Source organism: Streptomyces sp. NPDC045287 (assembly GCF_056432325.1).
In genome coordinates, this window is the sequence record NZ_JBWKJG010000001.1 from 203,931 (window position 1) to 223,147 (window position 19,217).

Consider the following 19,217-nt stretch of genomic DNA (forward strand, 5'->3'; position numbering starts at 1 on the left):
GTCACCGGTACTCCGCCAGCCTGCGGTTGACGCCCGCCACCACGCCGACCGCGCCCAGCACGGTCAGGGCGGCAGCCCCCTCGGGGAGGCCCGACAGGGCGTCGCGGGCGCGGCCGGCGGCCCGGGTGAACTCCCCCTGCTCGTGGTCGAGGGCCTTCCGCAGCGCCGCGTCGACCCGGTCGAACGCGGCGCCCGTCGACGCCTCGCCCCCTATGACCTGCCTCAACGCCCCGTCGTAGTCGCCCGCCTCGTCCGTGTGCCGCGCCGCCGTGTGCCGGGTCCGCCACTCGCCGGTCCAACGGGCGGCGTCCGCCACCGGGTCGCCGCCCGCCGCGTCGTCGGCCAGCCGCCGCGCCTCGGCGAGCGCCCGGTCCAGCCCGGCCATGGCCGCGCCGTAGTCGGTCGCGTACTTGTCGCTCCTGCCGTCGTCGGTGAGTACCGCGCCACGTGCCACGAGAGTCAGGTTCTCGTTCGCACGGGCCTTCAGGGAACCGATCCGGGCCTCGTTCAGCACCTTGAGCGAATCCTGACCGTGGGCGCGGGCGTCACCCAGGCCGGCCCGCGCCGCCGTGTGGGCGCCCGCGAGCCACAGCAGCGCCGCCGCCGTCGCGGCCGTCGCGGCCAGCAGCCCCGGGTTCAGGATCCGGTTCGTACGCCGGTGGTCGCGCCACTGCGCCCAGGCGAGCGCGGCCAGGACGAGCAGACCCGCGGCGAGGGAGAGCGCGGGCCACGCGCGCGCGTGGCCCTCGTCCTCGGCGAGCCGCGCCGTCTCCGCCTCGTACAGCCGCTCGGCGGCGGGCAGCAACCGGGCCGTCATCCGCTGGTTCGCGTACCGCAGGTAGGCGCCGCCGAGCGGCAGGCCCTGCCGGTTGGCGGCACGGGCCTGCTCGACGAGGCCCGTGTAGCGGGGGAGTTGCTCGTTGAGGGTGGTGATCTCGGCGGCCGACGCGGACGAGCCGTCCGTGTTCGCCGCGGCCTTCACCAGCAGGCGGGCGGCGGTCGCGATGTCCTCCTCGTACCGCTCCCGGACGTCGGCGGGCTCCTTCGCGCCGGCGAGGAACCCGCTGGCGGCGGCCGTGTCGGCGTCGGCGAGGGAGCGGTAGATGTGCGCGGCGTCGGCGCTGAGCGGCTGGCTCCGGCCCACCACGTCGCCGGCGGCGTGCGACCGGCCGGTGACCTCCAGGGCGGTGACCGCGCCGAACGCGACGACCAGCAGGGCGAGTACGGCGCCCAGGAGCCGCAGCCGGCCGGGCGGCGTGGTCGCGGCGGCCCGCAGCCGGGCCGGCAGCCCGCGCCGGGAGGCACCGCGCGGGGCGCCGGCTCCGCCCGGAGGCACCGGCGCGCCCGCCGGTGCGGGCCGCGCGTTCCGCGCGTCTGACACGTGACCTCCCCCTCGGTCTCCGGCGTCGGCCCGCCGCCTCCCCGAGCACCGGGGGGCGGCGGCCCGGCCAGCAGTATGGCCGCAGGGGGGCGCCGGGGACACGGGCTTGACCGGATCTTGTACTTATCGCGCCCGGCGTCCCCTTCGCACCGTCATTCGAACCCCCCGTTCACAGAACGCGATCCGCTCCCACGCGGTTCCGCCCCGGCGCGAAGTGCGCCCTGAGCGCCCTCCCGGCCGCCGCGCACGCCCCCACGTCGTCGAGCCCCAGCAGCGCCGCGCCGAGCACCGGCGGCGCGTCCACCACCCGCGGCACCGCCGCGGGCGCCCGCTCCCGCAGCAGCTCGCCGATCCGGCCGTTCAGCTCCGGGTGCCCGGCCGCCAGGACGCTCCCGCCCAGCACCACCGGCACCGGCTCCGGCGCGTCCCGCAGCCCGAGCCGCTCCAGGGCGACCACCGCCATCGTGACGACCTCCTCCGCCAGCCGCTCCACCAGCGCCCGCGCCACCGGGTCACCGGCCGCGCCGACCGCGAACACCACGGGCGCCAGCTCGTGGCGCCGCCCGCCCGGGAGGTGGCCCAGGTGCACCGCCTCGATCAGCGCGTACATGGACTCCAGGCCGAAGTGCGCGGGCAGCGCCCGGGCCAGCTCCGTCGGCTCGCCCCGCCCGTCCTCCGCCCGCGCCGCGTACCACAGCGCCTCCTCCGCCAGGCCCCATCCGCCGCCCCAGTCGCCGGAGAGGCGCCCCACCGCCGGGAACCGCGCGGTGCGCCCGTCCGGGCGCACGCCCACGCAGTTGATGCCCGCCCCGCACACGACGGCCACGCCCCGCGGCTCGTCCACCCCGGCCCGCAGCACCGCGAAAGTGTCGTTGCGCACCCGCACGGACGCGCCCCAGCCGCGCTCCGCCACGGCGCGGGCCAGCTCCTCCTCCTCCACCGGCAGGTCGGCGTTGGCGAGGCACGCCGACACGTGCGCCGCGCACGCCGGGCCGTCCGGCGGCCCGACGTCCGCGAGCCCGGCCTCCCGCGCCGCCTCCCCGACCGCGGCCGCCAGCGCGTCGACGGCCGCCCCGACCCCCACCAGCTGCGGCCGGAAGCCGCCGCCGCGACCCGTCCCGAGGACCGACCCGTCCGCGCCGACGAGCGCCGCGTCCGTCTTGCTGTTGCCCGCGTCGATCGCCAGCACGGCCGGCACCGCGTTCACGCCCACGCGAGGTGCTCCCGGTTGTGCGCGATCAACCGGTCCGTGAGCGTGTCGGCGTACGCGTACTGGCCGACCAGCGGGTGGGCCAGCAGCGCCCGGAACACCCGGTCGCGGCCACCCCGCAGCGCCGCCTCCAGCGCCAGCTCCTCGTACGCGGTGACGTGCGCGATCAGCCCCGCGTACAGCGGGTCCAGCTCCCGCACCGGCAGCGGCCGGGCGCCGTCGGCGTCCACCTCGGCCTGCACCTCCACCACCGCGTCGTCCGGCAGGAACGGCAGCGCACCGGCGTTGCGGACGTTCACCACCTGCGTGGCGCCGCCCCGGCCGCCCAGCAACGACGCGGTCAGGTCGACGGCCGCCTCCGAGTAGTACGCCCCGCCGCGCCGGGCCAGCAACGCCGGCTTCTCGTCCAGCGCCGGGTCCCGGTACATCTCCAGCAGCTCCCGCTCCATCGCCGCGACCTCGGCGGCCCGCGACGGCTTGCCGCGCAGCTCGTCCACGACCTCGTCGTGGGCGTAGAAGTACCGCAGGTAGTACGAGGGGACGACGCCCAGCCGGTCCAGCAGGCCGCGCGGCAGCCCCAGGTCGCCGGCGACGGCGTCGCCGTGGTCGGCGAGCAGCCGCGGCAGCACGTCCGTCCCGTCGCGCCCGCCGAGCCGTACGCCCAGCTCCCACGTCAGGTGGTTCAGCCCCACGTGCTCCAGGTGCACGTCCGCCGGCGCCGCGCCGAGCAGCGCGGCGAACTTCCGCTGCAGGCCGATCGCGACGTTGCACAGGCCGACCGCCTTGTGCCCGGCCTGGAGGAGGGCGCGGGTGACGATGCCGACCGGGTTGGTGAAGTCGATGATCCAGGCCTCCGGGTTGGCGGCGCGCACCCGTTCGGCGATGTCGAGGACGACCGGCACGGTCCGCAGGGCCTTCGCGAGCCCGCCCGCCCCGGTGGTCTCCTGCCCGACGCAGCCGCACTCCAGCGGCCACGTCTCGTCCTGCTGTCGCGCGGCCTGCCCGCCGACGCGCAGTTGGAGCAGGACGGCGTCGGCGCCGTCGACGGCCGCCTCCAGGTCACCCGTGGTGGTCACCACCCCCGGGTGGCCCTGCCGGGCGAAGATCCGCCGGGCCAGCCCGCCGACCGGTTCCAGCCGGTCCGCCGCCGGGTCGACGAGGACCAGCTCCCCGACCGGCAGGGTGTCGCGCAGCCGCGCGAACCCGTCGACCAGCTCCGGCGTGTAGGTGGAGCCACCCCCCACGACCACGAGTTTCATGCCACTCATCCCCACTCCCATCTCCGTTTCCCTTGCCCCTTCACTCCGGTCGGCACGGCGCCTCGGCGAAAGCCCTCCGGGCGAGGAGGAACACGACGACGACCGGCGCGGAACAGCCGTGCCGGAAGGTCGGCGTCACCGGGGCGTTCGGATCGACGCGGGCGCCTCCGACGGAGGAGCCGGTGCGATCGGAGAGGACGGCGGCCGAGGCCGGGGAGGCGACGACCGCGCGGGAGGGCGCGGGACCGGCGGGGCACGGGCACGGCGGTGTCTCCTGTCGACGGGGGACGGCGGGGGACGGCGGGGCGTGCGGATCACGCGGTTCGTGCGGACGCACGGGCGTACGGGCGGCGCGGGCGTGCGTACGGCGCGGACGTACGGGACATCACATCGTCACGCCATCGGGACATCAGGTCATCGGCTCGTCAGGTCATAGGCGCATGGGGACATCGGGTCGTCACGTCATCGGGCCGACACGTCATCGGGCCGTCGGACCGTGGGACCGTCGGGACATCGGACCGTCGGCTCATCGGGCCATCGGGCCGACACGTCATCGGGCCGTCGGACCGTGGGACCGTCGGGACATCGGACCGTCGGCTCATCGGGCCATCGGGCCGTCGGCTCATCGCGCGGAGGTGTCGAACACGTCGTCGCGGGTGGCGGCCAGCGCCGCCTCCAGCGCTCCCCGCAGCACGGGGTGCTCCCGTACGGCGCCGAGGACGAGGCGCGGCCGGGCGGCGGCCAGCTCCGCCAGCTCGGCGCCGACCCGTTCGCGCAGCGGCTCGCCCCCGGCCGCGACCACGTCGCCGGAGAGCACGACCAGCTCGGGGTCGAGCACGGCGACGAGCGCGGCCAGACCGGTCGCGAGCCCGGTGGCGTACGCGTCGAGCAGCCGGGCGTACCCGCCGGAGTCCTCGGCTGCGGCGGTGCGCAGCAGCCGCACGGCGACCTCGGGGTAGCCGCCGGACGGCACGGGGAGCCCCAGCCCGCGGGCGAGGCGGGGCAGCACCTGAGCGCCGGCCAGCTCCTGGAAGCCGCCGCTGCCGGCCTTGGCGACGTTCCGTACGAGCGGGGTGCCGGGCACGGGCATGAACCCGACCTCGCCGGCGCCGCCCGTGCGGCCGCGGTGCAGCCGCCCGCCCAGCACGAGGGCGGCACCGAGGCCCTCCTCGCTCCACAGCAGGACGAAGTCGCCGTACCCGGCGGCGGCACCGAGGCGCTGTTCGGCGACGGCGACCAGGTTGACGTCGTTCTCGTACTCGACCGGCATCGGCAGCGCGGCGGCCATCTCCTCCAGCAGGCCCGGCCCGTGCCAGCCGGGCAGGTGCGAGGCGTACCGGAGCCGACCGCTCGACGGGTCGAACGCGCCGGGCGTGCCGATCACGACCCGGTGCACGTCCCGCCGGGCCAGCCCCGCCGCCCCCACCGCGCCGTCGAGCGCGTCGGTGACCTGCCGCACGGCACCGGGCCGGCCCCGGCGGGGCGTCGGCAGCTCGAACTCCCCGACGACGGCCCCGGTCACGTCCGCGACGGCCGCCCGCACGCGCCGCGGGTTCACGTCGAGCCCGGCGGCGTACGCGGCCCGCGGATTCACCCCGTACAGCTGTGCGTTCGGCCCGGGCCGCCCCTCGGACGTCCCGGTCACGACGACGAGCCCGGCCGCCTCCAGCCGCGCCAGCAGCTGCGACGCGGTCGGCTTGGACAGCCCGGTCAGCTTCCCGATCCGCGCCCGCGACAGCGGCCCGTGCCGCAGCAGCAGGTCGAGCGCGGCCCGGTCGTTCATCGCCCGCAGCACGCGCGGGGTCCCGGGGACGGTTCCGGTCACGTCGGTCGGCACCAACTTTCGGCACTGTTAGGAAACTTTCCTATCGGCGCCGAACGTAGGTGGCCCTTCGGTCCTCGTCAAGGGTGGATCCCGGGCGGAGCCGATCGTTCCCCCCTGTTGGGCGGAAAAGGTACGGAGTGCGGCACATGGCAGGGGGTCAGCTTCTTGTAAGCGGCCATGTCGTGACCGATAACGCGTTGACCTTGCGGTGGGTGACTCCGTAGCGTCAAGCGGTGATCTAAATGGATCGCATGTTCGATAACGGGGGTCTGGGGAGGCTCCTTGGGGGGTGACTCAGCCATGCCTGCTCACAGGCGAAGACAGGGCGGCCGCGGATTTCTCGTGGCGTTGAGCCTGGCCGTGATGGCGACCGGGAACGCGTTCGCGCATCCGGCGGACGACGCCGCCGCGGCCACGACGGCGCAGCGGTCGGGACAGCCGGGCGCGAGCGACGCGTCGGCCCTGGCCGCCGAGTCGGGCGAGCCGGTCGAGGTGGTCTCGGAGCGCACCGAGTACACGACGACGACGGCCAACCCGGACGGTACGTACACGCTGACGCAGTCGACGAGACCGCAGCGCGTCCGCGGCGAGGACGGCGGGTGGCGGAGCGTCGACGTCGCGCTGGAGCGGCGCTCCGACGGCACGGTGGGCCCGAAGGCGGCCGTGGCGGACGTGGCGTTCTCGGGCGGAGGGGACAAGGACCTCCTCCGTCTCGGCGGGGAGCGGGGATCGGTGACCATGCGGTGGCACCGGCCGCTGCCCGAGCCGGTGCTCGACGGCGCCACCGCCACGTACCCGGAGGTGTTCCCCGGCACGGACCTGCGGCTGACGGCGACGGACGAGGGCTACCGCGAGGTGCTGGTCGTCAAGACGCTCGAGGCGGCGGCGAACCCCGCACTGCGGAAGATCGACCTCACCGTCGTCGGCGACGGGCTGGACATCGTGCCCGGAGCCGGCGGCGGCGTACGGGCCGTCGACGAGGACGGGAACACCGTCTTCGCGGGACCCGCGGGCCAGATGTGGGACTCCGCCGGGGACGAACAGGGGGGCCCGCGGCCGCAGACGCTGTCGGCCGCCCCGGCCGGGACACCGGCCGGGCAGGAACGGGGACCGGGCGCACCCTCGTCCGAGCAGGATGACGCGCACCCCGGTCAGGGGGACGCCAGCGCGGTCCTGCCCGTGACGGTCGCGGCCGACACGGTGACGGTGAGGCCGGACCCGGAGCTCCTGCGGGGCGAGGACACGGTCTTCCCCGTCTACATCGACCCGCCGATGGGCCTGGCGCTCGACGAGCGGACCGTGCTGTCGTCGGACGGCGACCGGTTCTACGACTTCGACGGTGACTACGGGGTGGGCAACTGCAACCGCCTCGGCCCCTGGTACTGCGGCAGCGACTACACCAACCGCATGTACTTCGAGTTCGCGCCGACCAACCTGTCGGGCAAGTACGTGATCGACGCGACGTTCCGCGCCTACGAGACGTGGTCGTTCTCCTGCACGTCGCAGTGGGTCGACCTGTGGCGCACCAACAACATCTCCGAGGGGACCCGCTGGCCGGGACCGGCGCAGCTGGACCTCATGGGCGACCGCGACGTGTCCGCCGGCCGCGGCACCGCCTGCGACCCGGAGCAGCCGGACTCGTGGGTCGAGTTCAGCGACAACCCGGAGGAGGCCGACGAGAACCTCACCTCCACCGTGCGGTCCTTCGCGGACGGCAAGTTCCCCAGGCTCACGCTGATGCTGCGGGCCAAGGACGAGAACGACCCGGACGCGTGGAAGCGGTTCGACGACAACGCCCAGCTGCAGATCAACTACGTGCCGAAGCCGGGCCTGCCGAGCCCGTACGGGATCGTCCCCGGCAACGGCACCACGCGGTACTGCAACCCCAACAGCGGCGACCCGCTGATCATCACCACCGCCACACCGAGGGTGCAGGCGGCCGCGCAGACCCTGGTGCAGCCGGCGTCCAACGCCTTCAAGGGCTCCCTGAAGGTGTACTTCGACGCCGAGCGCTACGACCCCAACACGGCCAAGTGGATCCACACGTGGGACGCGCTGTCCCCCAGCTACCGGTCGGACGGGCACCTGGAGACCATCGAGATGTCCCACCGCGCCGACCAGATCCTGTACCGGGCGAGGATGCAGACGCGGTCCTACTGGATGCTCGACGGCAAGACGCTCTCCATGTCGTCGGCCTACACGCCGTGGTGCTACTTCAAGACCGACACCACGGCCCCGAAGGCCCCTCAGATCACCAGCAACGGGCCCTACGTCCCGTGCCTCACCGACGACTGCCCCGCGGCGGGCGCGCCCGGCCGGGCGGGCCTGTTCACCTTCCGCCCCAACCCGGCGGACGTGAACGCCACGACCGGCACCACGGACATCGCCGGCTACCGCTACCGGCTGATCACCCAGACCGGTGCCTCCACCGTGAACGGCGGTTCACCCGCGGCCCAGTCCGTGACCCCCACGCTGGCGGGGACGCACGTCCTCACCGTGGAGGCCCGGGACGTGCGGGAGCGCTACGGGCAGAAGGCCGAGTACGTCTTCAAGGTCGCGCCCGGCCAGGGCGCCGTGGGCCGCTGGCAGTTCGCCGACCCCCCGCAGGGCACGGCGACGAGCACGACGACGAAGGACACCGCCACCGAGGGAACCGTCCGCCACGACGCGGCCCTGTCGGGCGGCGCCGCGTGGTCGGAGCGGTCCCGCCGGGGTGCCGGGGACCACGCGCTCGACCTGAACAGCACGGACCCGGCCAAGCAGGAGGCGTACGCCGCCACGACGGGCCCCGCGGTGAACACGCGGGACTCGTTCACCGTCTCCACATGGGCGTACCTGACGGACACCGCGACCAACCGCGTCGTCCTGTCGTCGTCCGGCACACAGGACAGCGCGTTCACGCTGTACTACTCCGCCTACAACAGGAAGTGGGCGTTCAACCGGGGCGCCCAGGACCTCGGCTCGACGGCGGACATCGTCTCGCTCGCCGACGCGGTGAGCCCGGCCCGGGTCTGGACCCACCTCGCCGGAGTGTTCGACACCAAGGGCACCACCGACAAGACGGACGACACGATCCAGCTGTTCGTCAACGGCCGCCCCCAGGGTCAGCCGATGAGACTGTCCGCGACGGCCCCGGCGTACGAGCCGTGGGCGTCCTCCGACGGCCTGCAGATCGGCCGGACCAAGTCGGGCGGCGTCTACCAGCAGTACTTCCGCGGGTACGTCGACGAGACCGCCGTCTGGCAGCGGGCGCTCAACGCGGACGAGATCCGCCAGGAGTCGCGGGCCAGGGAGACGGCGACACTCGAGACCCCGGCCACCGAACTGGTCGCGCACTGGAACGCCGAGGGCGCGTCCGGCACGCAGATCGCGGAGACGAGCGGCTACGGCAAACCGGCGCTGACCCTGTCCGCCGAAGGCGCGCAGCTGGTCGAGGGCGACGACGGCACGGAGCTGCGTCTCGACGGGGCCAAGGGCCACGCCCAGGCCACCGGTCCGGTGGTCGACGAGACCGGATCCTTCACGGTGTCCGCCAGGGTGCGTCTGGACAGTGCCCGATTGGCGGCGAGACCGGTGGGCTCGCGCTCCTACGTGATCGGCCAGGCCACCCCCGCGGGCGGGGAGTCGTCCTGGGCGCTGTGGGTGGAGAAGACCTCCGAGGAGACCTACCGGTGGCGCTTCGGCCGCACGGCCACCGACGCCGCGGGGAAGGTGCTGCACACGGTGTGGACGTCGTCCCAGGAACCGGCCGAGCTCGACACCTGGGTGCAGGTGACCGGCGTCTTCGACCACGCCGAAGAGACGGAGACGGGACACGGCAACGTCCGGCTCTACCTCGGTGCCGCGGGCCAGGCTTCGTACGAGCCCACTTCCTTCACCGCGCCCACCCAGGGCTCGGGAACGCTGACGGCGGGCCGTGGAACCGCGAAGGGCACCAGCGGGCACTTCCTGCCCGGAGCCGTCAGCGACCTGCGGGTGTGGACCGGCGCGATGATCGAGGACCAAATCGACTCCAAGGTCCTGGGCAACCCGGGTGACATCTGACCTGCTGGTCAACGGCCCGGGGTCGATGACACGTCGCCCCGGGCCCCGGCTTCTCCCGCACGCGGCCCCTGCCCGCGCCCTCCCTTCCCACCCATCACCGAGCCCATCCGGCACAACGACTTTAAAAGCGGATAAAAGCTGATGAATTCATTCACGCAGGCCGCCCACGGAAGACGCGGGCGCAGATGGCCGCTGCGGCAGATCGCCGCGCTCACCGGCCTGGCCCTGATACCCGGCCTCCTGACCGCTCCCGCATGGGCCGACGACGTCGACCCGCTCGGCAGGCCCGGACTCCAGGCACCACGCGCGGACGAGGTCGCCCCGTTCCGCGCCAAGGCCGACAGGAGGACGACCGAGATCGTCCAACGGGCGGCCGCCGCGGACCGCAGGGCGATCCAGCGGGCCGCCAAGGACCGGGCCACGTCCGTGACGTGGCCGAGCGCCGGCACCACCACCCTGAAACTGCCCTCGAAGGGCGCGGCCGAGGCCGCCCCGGGTGGCCTCCCGGTCACCCTCACCAGGAGTGGCGGGGCGAAGAAGGCGGCCGAGTCCGTCACCGTCACCGTCCTCGACCAGAAGCGCGCCGCCGAACTGGGCGTCAAGGGCCTGGTCATGACGGTGACCGGTCCGGCCCGGGGCGGCACGTCCGACCTCACCGTCGACTACACCGCCTTCGCGTCCGCCTACGGCGGCGACTGGGCGGGACGTCTCCAGCTCGTGCGGCTCCCCGGCTGCGCGCTGAGCACCCCCACCGGCGCGGCGTGCCGCACCCGTACGCCGCTGCACTTCACCAACGACCGCCGCTCCGAGCAGCTGAAGGCCGAACTGACCTTCAAGGCCGACCCGTCCCGGGCCGACCGCTCCGCCCCGGCACCCGCGGCGCAGCGGACGATGGTGCTGGCGCTCACCGCGGGCACCAAGTCCGGGACGGGCGACTACAAGGCCACGCCGCTCGCCGCGTCCTCCACCTGGGAGGCCGGCGGCTCGTCCGGCACGTTCACCTGGTCGTACCCCTTGCGGGTCCCGCCCTCGGCGGCCGGCCCGAAGCCCGACCTGAAGATCTCCTACGACTCGGGCAGCGTCGACGGCCGCACGGCGTCCACCAACAACCAGGGCACCACGGTCGGCGAGGGCTTCGACATCACGTCGTCCTACATCGAGCGGAAGTACGGCTCGTGCGACGACGACGACCAGAAGGACAAGCACGACCTGTGCTGGAAGTACGAGAACGCCTCCCTCGTCCTCAACGGCCACGCCACCGAGCTCGTCAAGGACGACACCGACGGCCAGTGGCGCCTCAAGAACGATGACGCCTCCACCGTCCTGCACCACTCGGGCACCGACGGGGCGGACAACGGCGACGACGACCGCGAGTACTGGACCGTCATCACCGGTGACGGCACCAAGTACCACTTCGGCCTGAACAAGCTGCCGGGCGCCACGACCCAGGCGACGCAGTCCGTCTGGACCGTCCCGGTCTTCGGCGACGACGAGGGCGAGCCCGGCCACACGCAGAGCGGCAGCTTCTCCGGCCGGGCCGAGAAGCAGGCGTGGCGCTGGAACCTCGACTACGTCGAGGACACCCACGGCAACGCCATGTCGTACTGGTACAACGCCGAGCACAACCACTACGACATGCTCGGCGACGACGACACGGGCACGTCCTACGTCCGCGGCGGCACCCTCAAGGAGATCCGCTACGGCCAGCGCAAGGACGCCCTGTTCGCCCTGCCGGCGGCCTCGAACCGCGTGCTGTTCGACTACGCCGAGCGCTGCGTCGCCTCCGGCACCGGCTGCGACTCGCTGACCGAGGACACCCGGGACAACTGGCCCGACGTCCCCTTCGACGCCGAGTGCAAGGCCGGCCAGAAGTGCACGGGCAACACCGGCCCGACCTTCTACACCCGCAAGCGCATGACGGGCATCACCACCGAGGCGTGGAACGCGGCCGCCGCCACGCCCGCCTACGAACCGGTGGACTCCTGGAGCCTGAAGCAGACGTACCTCGACCCGGGCGACACGGGCGACTCGACCGACCAGTCCCTCTGGCTCGAGGAGATCCGCCAGACCGGGCGGCGCGGTACGCCCGTCTCGCTGCCGCCGGTGACGTTCGCGCACGAGTACCGGACGAACCGGGTCGACGGCGAGACCGACGACATCCTGCCGCTCTACAAGCCCCGGCTGTACACGATCACGTCCGAGACCGGCGCGCAGACGATCGTCAACTACCTGCAGGCGGACTGCCTCGCGAGCCAGCCCAAGCCCAAGGTCGACACCAACACCCGCCGCTGCTACCCGGTCATCTGGGCGCCCAACGGCGGCGACGAGCCGATGCTCGACTGGTTCCACAAGTACCCGGTCAGCTCGGTCACCACCAGCGACCGCCTCGGCTCCTCCCCCTCCGTCGAGCACACCTACACGTACGACGGTGGCGGCGCCTGGCACTACAACAACGACCCCATGACCCCCGCCAAGGAGCGCACCTGGTCCATCTGGCGAGGCTTCGGCAAGGTCACCCACCACACCGGCATCGCCGGCAAGACCCGCTCCAGGACCGTCACCGCGTACATGCGCGGCATGGACGGCGACCGCGTCCTCGGCCCCGACGGCAAGACCCCGGACCCGGACGCCCGGAAGACCGCCACGGTCACCGGCATCGCCGCCCCGGCCCTGACCGACTCGGCACAGTACGCGGGCTTCACCCGCGAGACCGTCACCTACAACGGCGAGGCCGAGGTGTCCGGCCAGGTCAACGACCCCTGGTCGAAGCGCACCGCCACCCAGCACAAGTCGTACGCCGACACCGAGGCCCACTTCGTCCGCACGGCGGCCACGCACAGCCGGACCCGCATCACCGGCAACCTCCCGGCCCGGGACCGCGTCCGCACGGTCCAGACCCTGTACGACGCCTACGGCATGGCCCACCAGGTCCACGACAAGGGCGACATCGCCGTCGAGGGCGACGAAACCTGCACCCGTACCTGGTACGCCCGCAACGACGCCGTCGGCATCAACTCGCTGGTCAGCCGCACCCGCACCACGGCGGGCACCTGCGTGACCGACGACCGGCTGGACCTGCCCGCCGACTCCGGCCGCCCCGGCGACGTCGTCTCCGACACGGCCACCGCCTACGACTCCACCACGTGGTCCGCGTCGCAGACGCCCACGGTGGGCGAACCGCGGTGGACCGGCCGCGCCAAGGGCTACGGCACCGACGACCAGCCGATCTGGCAGAAGACGTCGACGGCGACGTACGACGCCCTCGGCCGCGTGCTGACCGTCAAGGACACCCACGACACGACGACGGCCACCACGGTCTACACCCCCGCCACGGCCGGCCCGCTGACGACGACCAAGGTCACCAACGCGAAGGGGCACGCCACCACCACCCTCCTGGACTTCGCCACCGGCGCCGCGACGAAGGTCACCGACCCGAACGGCAAGAGCACGTACTCCGAGTACGACGCCCTCGGCCGGGTGACGAAGGTGTGGCTGCCCAACCTGAACAAACCCGAAGGGATGCCCCCGAACTACACCTACGCCTACAGCGTGACCAACTCGGGTGACACCCTCCCGTGGGTGTCCACCAGCACCATCCAGGGCGCAGGCGGTGGGTACAACACCACGTACGAGATCTACGACACCCTGCTCCGGCCCCGCCAGACGCAAGTACCGTCACCGTCCGGCGGCCGCGTGATCAGCGAGACCCTGTACGACGAGCGGGGGCTCGCGGTCACCACCTCCGCCGACATCTGGGACCCGAAGAACGCCCCGTCCGGCGGCCTCGTCGCCACGGAGGGCGCTCAGGCCCCGACACAGACCGACGTCACCTACGACGGCGCGGGCCGCGCGACCAAGTCGGTCACCAAGGTCCGCAACGTCCCCCGGTGGACCACCGAGACCGCCTACACCGGTGACACGGTCACCACCACGGCCCCGGCCGGTGGCCAGGCCACGGCGGTGACGACCGACGCCCTCGGGCGGACGACGGAACGCCGTGAGTACGGCGGCCCCCAGCCCACGGGTTCGGACCACACCACCACCACGTACACGTACCTCCCCGGCGGCCGTCAGGCCACCGTCACCGGCCCCGACCAGGCCAGGTGGAGCTACTCCTACGACCTGTTCGGCCGCCAGACCGGCGCGACCGACCCGGACAAGGGGACGACCACCACCGTCTACGACGAGCTCGACCAGGCGGTCAGCGCCACGGACTCCCGCGGCAGGACCCTGATCACCGAGTACGACGTCCTGGGCCGCAAGGCCGGTCTGTGGGACGGCACGAAGACGGACGCCGCGAAGCTCGCGGCCTGGACGTACGACGTCCTCGCCAAGGGACAGCAGGACACCGCGGTCCGCTACGAGAACGGCGTCAACCAGACGGCCAGCAGGGCGTACACGCAGAAGGTCACCGGCTACAACGCCCTGTACCAGCCCACCGGGAGCCAACTGAACCTTCCCGACGGCGATCCGCTCGTCGCAGCCGGTGTGCCCAGGACACTGACCGCGTCCACCACGTACTACCAGGACGGCACGGTCCGGAGCACGGCCATGCCGGCCGTGGCGGGTCTGTCCGCGGAGACCGTCACCGTCACGCGCGGCGACCTGGGCCAGGAGACGAAGGTGGCCAGCGGCACCGGCTACCTGCTCGGGGCCGCGTACTCCCCGCAGGGCGACGTGAGCCAGCTCACCCTCGGCACCAGCTCGAACGACGCGGCGAACAAGGCCTACCTCAACTACACCTACGAAGAGGGAACCCGGCGCCTGACGCGCTCCTACGTCACCGACACGGTGCACGCCTACATGCCGCAGGACCTGCACTACACCCAGGACGACGCGGGCAACGTCACCTCCCTCTTCGACACCGCCACCCAGGGCGGCACCGCGAAGCCCGACCACCAGTGCTTCACCTACGACGGCCATCGCCGCCTCACCGAAGCGTGGACGCCCAGGACCGCCGACTGCGCGGCCACCGGCCGCACCGTGTCGAACCTCGACGGCGCCGCCCCGTACTGGCACGGCTACACCTACAACGCCGCCGGACAGCGCGCCACGGAGACCGAGCACACGGCCACGGGCGACAGGACCACCACGTACGCCTACGGCACCGCGGCGGGCCAGCCGCACCCCCTGGCCAGGACGACCGGCGCCAGGAACGCCACCTACTCCTACGACAAGGCCGGCAACACCACCGGCCGCCCCGGCACCCAGGCCCAGCAGACCCTGACCTGGAACAGCGAGGGCAAGCTCGTCGGCACGACCGAACCGGCGGCCGGCACCAAGCCCGCCCTCGGCACGAGCTACCTGTACGACGCCTCCGGCGAACTGCTCGTCCGCCGCGCCACGGGCGACGGCGACACGGTCCTCTACCTCGGCTCCACGGAGGTCCGCCTCACCACGAAGGGCACCGCGAAGACCCTCTCCGGCACCCGCTACTACACGGCGGCCGGCAAGACCGTCGCGGTCCGCACCGCGACGGCGGGCGTGAGCGGGAGCAAGCTCAGCTACCTGGTCGCGGACCACCACGGCACGGGCAGCGTCGCCCTCGACGCCACGACGATGGCGATCACGAGGCGCTACACGACGCCCTTCGGCGCCCAGCGCGGTCCGGCGACCCCGACCTGGCCGGACGACAAGTCCTTCCTGGGCAAGCCGGCGGACAAGGCCACGGGTCTCACCCACATCGGCGCCCGCGAGTACGACCCGACCACCGGTCTGTTCCTCAGCGTCGACCCGCTCCTCCAGCTCGACCTCCACCAGACCCTGACCGGCTACACCTACGGCGCCCAGAACCCGGTCGCCAACGCCGACCCGTCCGGCCTGGGCCTGGCCTGCGGCAAGGGCCCCGACCAGGAGGCCTGCCCCACCAACCCCAACGGCGGCAAGAGCGGCCAGCCGTCCTACGTCCCCAGCGGCGGTGGCGGTGGCGGCGGTGGCGGTGGCGGTGGTGGCGGCGGTGGCTCTGGGGGAACAGCCTCAAGCGCCCCTACTGGAGTCATCGGTTTTCCAAATAGCTGGTATAACGTGTTCGCGCCGATAGACACGCCGTACCTGAATCTCGGAAACTACGGAAGTATGGCTGCGTATCTAAGTGGCCCTGGTCACAGGTACGGGGTAATTCATGAACCGGGCGACCTGAATGACTGGGAGACCTCTCGGTCGCTCTTCTTTGGATGGCTCTTCGGGGGTGGGTGGCCGTTGGAGCCTGTGCAGAAATTCCATGGGCGTGATGCGTTCACGAGGATACTCGCGAGTGATGACACGTTTGCCGATGCTCGGCGCCTCTTGATAGCGCAGGCCCTTCGGGACGGAATGGATGCCAAGAATGCGAAGGTTCCGCATGAATTTTCGTACAAAGATAAGGGTCCCGAGCCTGGAAGTCCCTGGTGGAGATTCAACAGTATTCGGGGTGCAACGCGCGATCTGGCGGGTGTCTTGACCAACGGCGCTGTAGGTGTGGAGAACTCGGCCGACGCATTTTTGGGCACCTACTCGGCAACTGGTCAGATCAAAGAGGTGAACCGGAAGGATGGTACACTGCGAGTAAGGTTTACCGCCAGGAATCAGTCCGACTGGAGGTCCGCAACGCACTTCGTTCCGCGCGAATGGAACCCTGTGTTCGAGGGTGCTGCTGGCGCATCTGTCGAACAGAAGTTTTCGTGGGAGGAGCGACTTCCCCTAAATAGTTGCGGTTGTGCCTTCGAGTGATATCACGTCAGCCTTTGCCGTGCATGCCGGAGCGCAGGAAGCTCTGGTGTGCACGGCTCCGTGTGTTTGGGGAATGGTATGAACCTTATACGTCATTCACGTTCACTTTTCGCCGTGGGGGTTGTGCTCTCTATTGCCCTGACCGCATCCTGTGCGGCAGAAGAAAGGGCTGCACCCATCTCTGCTTCTGACATCGCCGGGGAGTGGGTCGATGCGGCAGGTGGCAGAATAGAATTCCAAAAAAATAGAGATTTCTCTGCCTCTGGCATCACTTGGGATACTGGGCAGAGTGCTTGCCCTAAGGGGGAATCTCGGGGGTGGTGGGGTTTTTGGCAGGAGGGTGATTCGGAAAACTTTTCTTCAGTGTCGAGGGATGCAGAGAGGGGAAATTCTCTTGCTTTGTCTTTCGAGGGGGTTGAGCAGGGGGAATGCTACATTACGCTTGATTTGGTTGATGGAGGGGGCGCCCTCTGTGCCACCGATGATGTTGAGGTTGTCTGCGGAATAGGAAATCGATTCCGCCGTCCCAGTTGAGCAGTATGCTGCATGGGTGTTTCCAGGGAGGGTGCTGGAAGGCTGGACTCCCTTGCGGTCAAGAGTGTCAGGTGAATTCTGTCCGTGTTTCTTGTGCGGGTCGGAATTCCGGAATCAATAGTGATGTGCTTGCGGAATTAGTGCTGACTGCTGGTTTCGTCGTCAGCCCTTCGACAGGTTCGGGCCCGTCGACGGATGGGGTATCGGGGCGGGGGGCTGGAGGGGGGTGGCGGCCATCGACTGGGGGGTCGTCGGGGAGGCGAAGGCGGACGGGGCGGCCACGGAGGCCGTCGGGTCGGGGGCCGGGTCGTCCTCCGCGGGCAGCGGCACGCCGCCCACGATGCGGACGCCCGCCGCGTCGAACGCGCGCTTGACGCGCCAGCGGATCTCCCGCTCCACGCCCAGTGCCTTGCCCGGCATCGTCTTCGCCGAGACCCGCAGCGTCATGGAGTCGATCAGGACCTCGGTCAGGCCCAGCACCTCGATGGGGCCCCACAGGCGCTCGTTCCAGGGCTCCTCGGCGGCCATCTCCTCCGCCACGCCCTCGATCAGCCCCCGCAGCGCGTCCAGGTCCTCCGTCGGGCGGACCGTGACGTCCACGGCGGCCGTCGCCCAGCCCTGGCTCAGGTTGCCGATCCGCTTGATCTCGCCGTTGCGGACGTACCAGATCTCGCCGTCGACGCCCCGCAGCTTCGTCACCCGCAGGCCCACCTCGATGACCTCGCCGGAGGCCACCCCCGCGTCGATCGAGTCACCCACCCCGTACTGGTCCTCCAGGATCATGAAGACGCCCGACAGGAAGTCCGTGACCAGGTTCCGCGCGCCGAAGCCGATCGCCACGCCGGCCACACCGGCCGACGCCAGCAGCGGCGCCAGGTCGATCTGGAAGGCGCCCAGCACCATCAGCGCCGCCGTACCCATGATCAGGAACGACGCCACCGAGCGCAGGACCGAGCCGATCGCCTCCGACCGCTGGCGGCGCCGTTCGGCGTTGACCAGCAGCCCGCCCAGCGCCGTGCCCTCCACGGCCTGGACGCTGCGGTTCATGCGGTCTATCAGCTTCGTCAGCGCCCGCCGGACCAGGAAGCGGAGCGTGACCGCTATGGCGATGATCAGCAGGATGCGCAGGCCGGTGTTGACCCACGTGGCCCAGTTCTGCTCCACCCAGCCCGCGGCCTCCCCGGCCTGGCGGGCGGCCTCCTCCAGCGACACGGGGTTGGCGGGCGACGGGGACGGGTCGGAGTCGGTCGAGGGAACAGCGGGCGGGGCCGACCACAGCACGGCGGGGAACCTCCTGGCGTCACGGGCGGGTCGCTTCCATTAAACGGGGGGAGCCACGGGGTTCGGCGCCGTGTTCGAGGGAGAGCCTTGTCTCATGTGGGGATGACCACCCTGTGGTCGAAAACACCTCCAGCCCGTTACCCCCATGTGGTGGCGCTTCGACCTGGCATGAGGAGAGACTGAGAGCAGATCGTCCCGGCGCGAGCCACGCGCCGCCGGCGTACAAGGAGGCATCCGTGCCGCATGTCCTGGTCCTCAACGCGTCGTACGAGCCCCTCGGCGTCGTACCGCTCCGCCGCGCGCTCGTACTCGTCCTCGAGAACAAGGCCGTGTGCCTCGAGGAGTCCGGCGCCTTCATGCACAGCGCTACCCGAGCGATCGCCGCCCCCAGCGTCGTACGGCTGAAGCGGTTCGTGCGGGTCCCCTACCGGGGGCCCGTTCCTCTGACCCGCAAGGCCCTGTTCGCCCGCGACGGCGGGCGCTGCATGTACTGCGGTGGCGTCGCAACCAGCGTCGACCACGTCATTCCGCGCAGCCGCGGGGGCAAGCACGTCTGGGACAACGTGGTGGCGGCCTGCCGCCGCTGCAACCACGTCAAGGCCGACCGGCACCTGCGCGAGTTGGGCTGGCGGCTGCGCCAGCCGCCCGCGCCGCCCACCGGGCTCGCCTGGCGCATCATCGGCACGGGGCACAGGGACCCGCGCTGGCTGCCCTACTTGCAGCCGTACGGCGCGGACGACGCCCTGGCCCGGATCGACGGCGTCTCCGCCTGAGGCCCGGGCCCCGTCGTACGCGGGCCGGGTTGTACGCGGGCCCCGTCGTACGCGGGCCGGTCCGCCGCCCGGGACGGGGTGGCGGGCCGGCCCGCGCGGGGCGGGGCCCGGGGGCCGGAGGGTCCGGGGGAGCGGAAGGCCCGGGAGCCGGGGGCCGGGAGGCCGCGGGCTCCGGGAGCCCTGGGCGGGCGCCCCGTGGGGC

Annotated in this window: 8 protein-coding genes; 3 read left to right on the plus strand and 5 right to left on the minus strand. The window is 72.0% G+C overall.

Annotation, left to right across the window (positions count from 1 at the left end; all coding sequences use genetic code 11):
• Position 1: 1 nt before the first annotated feature.
• The 4 genes from AC07D6_RS00930 to AC07D6_RS00945 form a co-directional block, all read right to left on the minus strand.
• Positions 2–1,381: a hypothetical protein gene (locus tag AC07D6_RS00930; protein WP_391654283.1), complete on the minus strand. Its 1,380-nt coding sequence runs from the start codon at positions 1,379–1,381 to the stop codon at positions 2–4.
• Positions 1,382–1,550: 169 nt separating this feature from the next.
• Positions 1,551–2,594, minus strand: coding sequence for an N-acetylglucosamine kinase (locus AC07D6_RS00935; RefSeq protein ID WP_479040977.1), 1,044 nt, complete (start codon positions 2,592–2,594; stop codon positions 1,551–1,553).
• Positions 2,585–3,850 carry a 6-phospho-beta-glucosidase gene (locus AC07D6_RS00940; RefSeq protein WP_479041543.1) on the minus strand — a complete coding sequence of 422 codons (1,266 nt, stop codon included), beginning with the start codon at positions 3,848–3,850 and terminating at the stop codon, positions 2,585–2,587. Before AC07D6_RS00940 ends, AC07D6_RS00935 begins: the two co-directional genes overlap by 10 nt.
• 622 nt (positions 3,851–4,472) lie before the next feature.
• A complete protein-coding gene (locus AC07D6_RS00945; protein WP_479041545.1) occupies positions 4,473–5,633 on the minus strand; it encodes an ROK family transcriptional regulator in 1,161 nt (386 codons plus the stop codon).
• 405 nt (positions 5,634–6,038) lie between these two features.
• Between AC07D6_RS00945 and AC07D6_RS00950 the strand changes: the two genes are divergently transcribed.
• Both AC07D6_RS00950 and AC07D6_RS00955 read left to right on the plus strand, forming a co-directional pair.
• Entirely contained in the window at positions 6,039–9,719 is a 3,681-nt protein-coding gene (locus tag AC07D6_RS00950; RefSeq protein WP_479040979.1) for a LamG-like jellyroll fold domain-containing protein, read from the plus strand.
• A 141-nt stretch (positions 9,720–9,860) separates the two neighbouring features.
• Entirely contained in the window at positions 9,861–16,427 is a 6,567-nt protein-coding gene (locus tag AC07D6_RS00955; protein WP_479040981.1) for an RHS repeat-associated core domain-containing protein, read from the plus strand.
• 696 nt (positions 16,428–17,123) lie between these two features.
• Here AC07D6_RS00955 and AC07D6_RS00960 read toward each other — a convergent pair.
• Positions 17,124–18,242, minus strand: coding sequence for a mechanosensitive ion channel family protein (locus AC07D6_RS00960; protein ID WP_315880893.1), 1,119 nt, complete (start codon positions 18,240–18,242; stop codon positions 17,124–17,126).
• Positions 18,243–18,478: 236 nt separating this feature from the next.
• On the opposite strand from AC07D6_RS00960, the gene AC07D6_RS00965 reads away from it, so the two are divergent.
• Positions 18,479–19,015 carry an HNH endonuclease gene (locus tag AC07D6_RS00965; protein ID WP_315880894.1) on the plus strand — a complete coding sequence of 179 codons (537 nt, stop codon included), beginning with the start codon at positions 18,479–18,481 and terminating at the stop codon, positions 19,013–19,015.
• The last annotated feature ends 202 nt before the right edge of the window (positions 19,016–19,217 follow it).